Origin of the sequence: Frankia sp. AgKG'84/4, assembly GCF_023242965.2 — a bacterium.
GTDB lineage: Bacteria > Actinomycetota > Actinomycetes > Frankiales > Frankiaceae > Frankia.
Window position 1 is genome coordinate 1 of record NZ_JALKFU020000589.1, and the last position, 3,236, is coordinate 3,236.

5 protein-coding genes are annotated in these 3,236 nt (G+C 72.1%); 2 read left to right on the plus strand and 3 right to left on the minus strand.

Annotated features, from left to right (window positions below):
• The coding region (locus MXD58_RS23620) for a hypothetical protein (RefSeq protein ID WP_250609943.1) at window positions 1-346 on the minus strand (346 nt) is incomplete at its 3' end.
• A 29-nt stretch (window positions 347-375) separates the two neighbouring features.
• Here MXD58_RS23620 and MXD58_RS23625 point away from each other — a divergent pair.
• Together MXD58_RS23625 and MXD58_RS23630 are read left to right on the plus strand one after the other, a co-directional pair.
• Complete coding sequence (locus MXD58_RS23625) at window positions 376-858, plus strand: SDR family oxidoreductase (protein ID WP_248839249.1); 483 nt, start codon at window positions 376-378, stop codon at window positions 856-858.
• Between the two features lie 86 nt (window positions 859-944).
• Window positions 945-2,039 carry an NAD(P)H-dependent amine dehydrogenase family protein gene (locus tag MXD58_RS23630; protein WP_248839250.1) on the plus strand — a complete coding sequence of 365 codons (1,095 nt, stop codon included), beginning with the start codon at window positions 945-947 and terminating at the stop codon, window positions 2,037-2,039.
• 36 nt (window positions 2,040-2,075) lie between these two features.
• Here MXD58_RS23630 and MXD58_RS23635 read toward each other — a convergent pair whose 3' ends face one another.
• Window positions 2,076-2,639: a dihydrofolate reductase family protein gene (locus MXD58_RS23635; RefSeq protein ID WP_248839251.1), complete on the minus strand. Its 564-nt coding sequence runs from the start codon at window positions 2,637-2,639 to the stop codon at window positions 2,076-2,078.
• Between the two features lie 164 nt (window positions 2,640-2,803).
• Window positions 2,804-3,236 (minus strand): hypothetical protein (locus MXD58_RS23640; RefSeq protein ID WP_308302036.1); only part of this gene is annotated, 433 nt, incomplete at its 5' end.

A 3,236-nucleotide genomic window follows, 5' to 3' on the forward strand; every position in this document is an offset into this window, starting at 1 on the left:
ATAAATATAATTTTTTTGACATCTCTAATACATTTGATCTTGGGTGGTGGCGCCGGGGGGGGGGCGGGGGGGCCGGCGCGGGCGCGCCGCCCGCGCCCCCCACGACGGGGTCGACGGCCAGGCCGCACTCGGCGGCGATGCCGAGCAGGACCAGGCGCAGCCGCTCGTCGAAGCGCTCGTCCGTACCGGGCCGGTAGCCGGACTGGGCCAGGGCGGTCATCGTCGGGTAACCGCCGGGGTGGGTGGCGACAGCGGTGAGGGCCCGGCTGGCCCACGGGCGGCCATCGGCCTCGAAACGCGCCTCGCGGACATCGTCGATCGCGCTGGCGAGCGCGACGGCGAGCACCGCGCCGCTCGCGGCGACGGCGTGACTGGGTGCGCCTGGCCGAGGCGGACCCGCAGGTCTGGCAGCAGGTGTTCGAGGTCAACTTCTTTGGCGCGATGCACCTTGTCCAGGCGGGGGCGCCGGTGATGTCGCCCGGATCGTCGATCGTGCTGGTGAACTCGGGGGCGGCGCTGCGCAACCCGCCGACCATGGGGGCCTACGCGGCGTCGAAGGCGGCGCTCGCGGGCCTCGTGCGCACCGCCGCGCTGGAGCTCGGGCCGAAGGTCCGGGTCAACGGCGTCTATCTCGGACCGGTCACCGGGGAGAGCCTGGACGCGGGCGCGGCGGCGACGGCCGCGGCTCAGGGCGTCAGCGTCGAGGAGTTCTTCCGCCAGCGCGCGGCGGACCTGCCGATCCGGCATATCCCCACGCCCGAGGAGTGCGCCGGCCCGGTGCTGTTCCTGTCCTCGCACCTTGCCGCCGCGGTCACGGGCCAGCATCTTGCGGTCAACGGCGGCCAGTGGGTCACCTGAGGGCCCCGCGCCGCGCACCGCGCCCGGGGGCCGGTGACGCAGCCCGCCCGGCGATCGCGTCAGGATGACAACGTCAGGAGGGACTCATGTCGCGTCCGCCGTACCGGGTCGTGCAGTGGGCCACCGGCTCCATCGGCCAGATCGCCATCCTCCATGTCGTCGACAACCCGGCGTTCGAACTCGTCGGCGTGTACGTGACCAGCGAGAAGAAGGTCGGCACGGACGCGGGCGAGATCGCCGCCATCCCGGCGACCGGCGTGCTCGCCACCCACGACATCGACGCGGTGCTCGCCCTGCGCGCCGACTGCGTCCACTACGCGCCGCTGCACGCGAACGTCGAGGACCTGTGCAGGATCCTGCGGGCCGGGACGAACGTCGTCACCCCGGTCGGATTCGTCTACCCGACGCCGAGCTCCGCCGCGGACTTCGACGCGCTGCGCGCCGCCTGCGCCGAGGGCGGTTCGTCCTTCCACGGCACCGGCGTGCACCCGGGCTTCTCCGGTGACCTGCTGCCGCTGATCTTCTCCCGGGTCATGACCCGGGTCGAGCAGATCCAGGTCCGCGAGGTCGCCGACTTCCGGCTGCACCCGTCGAAGGCGATGCAGCAGGCCCTCGGCTTCGGCCGGGACGCCGAGGACGCCGTCGCGAACCCCGCCCCGCTGATCCGCACCATGGACCGGATCTTCGAGCAGTCGATGACGATGGTCGTCGAGGGACTCGGCCATAGCGTCGAACGGTTCACCGTCGAGTTCGACGTCGCCCGCGCCCGCCGCGACCTGCACGTCCGCTCCGGGCTCATCCCCGCCGGCACCGTCGGTGGGATGCGCTTCGTCTGGACGGCCTGGGTCGACGGGCGGCCGCTGGTCGTCTTCCGGACGTTCTGGAAGATGGACGACGACCTCGACCCCGACTGGGGCTACGGCTCGATCAAGTACAGCCTGCTGATCGACGGCGACCCGTCCCTCGAGGTGAACTTCGAGTCGGCCGCCAAGCACCCCGACGGCGACGAGGGCTATTGGGGCCGCGTCTGGACGGCGATGAACGGCGTCAACGTCATCCCCACCGTCTGCGACGCGCCCGCCGGCGTCCTCACCCACCTGGATCTGCCGCTGGCCCGTCCCCGTGGCCTGGCCCGTCCCCGGTCGGCGACCTTCGGCGAACCGGTCGGCCTCCCACGCTGACCCGCTGCCCGGTCCGGGCGGGCCGGGCAGGGCCGATCAGCGGACGACGTCGAAGACCTGCTTCTGGATTCCGTTGCCGTAGGCCTCGAACTCGACGAGCTTCAGCGCGGTCTTGTCCTTGTCGGCCGCGCTGAACAGGCGCTTTCCAGCGCCGAGCAGCACCGGGAAGACCAGCAGGGTGTAGCGGTCGACCAGGCCGGCGTCGGCGAGGGACTGCCCGAGGGTCGCGCTGCCGTGCACGGCGATCGGGCCGCCCTCGGTCTCCTTCAGCGCGGCGACGTCGTCGACGGAGCGCAGGATCGTCGCGGGCCACCGCTCGTCGTCCTGCTGGAGTGTCGTGGACACGACGTAGCGGGGCATCGCGTTGTAGCCGGCGAAGTCCGCCATCGTCGGCCACACCGGAGCGAACGCCTCATAGCTGGTCCGGCCCAGCAGCAGTGCCGCGGTCTCGCCCTGCTCGCGGCCCTTGATCTCGTAGGCGGCGGGGTCGAACTCGATGTCCTTGAAGGTCCAGCCGGTGTTGCGGTAGTCCGCCTCACCACCAGGTGCCTCCATCACACCGTCGACGGATACGAAGGCGGTCACGATCAGCGTGCGCATTCGGGACTCTCCTCTGCTGCGGCCGTGGGCGTCCTGCGGCGACATCGTCGCAGGTACCCGGCGGCTCGGATCGGGGGGCGGTTACGGGTAGGACACCGCCCGGGCGGCGAACTCATCGGTGCTCCGCCGCCTGGGCGGCGATGTCCCGCCAGCCCCCAGGTCCCTCACGCGGTCGCCGGTCGGCTCCTCGTCCACCGGATCGCCGCCGGGACGACCGGCGCGGCGAGCACGAGCAGCGTCGCCACCTCGACCAGCAGGCTCGCCAGCGCGTCCGGGGACGGCTGCAGGCCGCGTTCGGTGAAGGTGAACAGCCCCACCGTGCGGGAGAGGACAAAACCGCCGAGCGCGCCGGCCGCGAGTCCGGCGGCGGCCAGCCGCAGCACCGCCGCGCCGCTGAACACCAGCAGCAACGCGACCGCGAACGACCCGCTCTCCTGGATCAGGAACATGTTCCCGATCTTCGGGATGACCCGGTAGCCATCCAGGTAGAGGTGCAGGTGCACGTACCCGCCGGCGGCCAGCAGAGCGGCGGCGAGCAGCCGCGCGGCCAATGCCGGCGGGTCCGCCCGCCAGGCCCGCAGCGCCGCGCCCGCCCGT

Excerpts from the sequence above, each read along its gene's own strand:
- MXD58_RS23635 (WP_248839251.1), bottom strand. The coding sequence starts at position 2,639 with ATGCGCACGCTGATCGTGACCGCCTTCGTATCCGTCGACGGTGTGATG.
- MXD58_RS23630 (WP_248839250.1), top strand. The coding sequence starts at position 945 with ATGTCGCGTCCGCCGTACCGGGTCGTGCAGTGGGCCACCGGCTCCATC.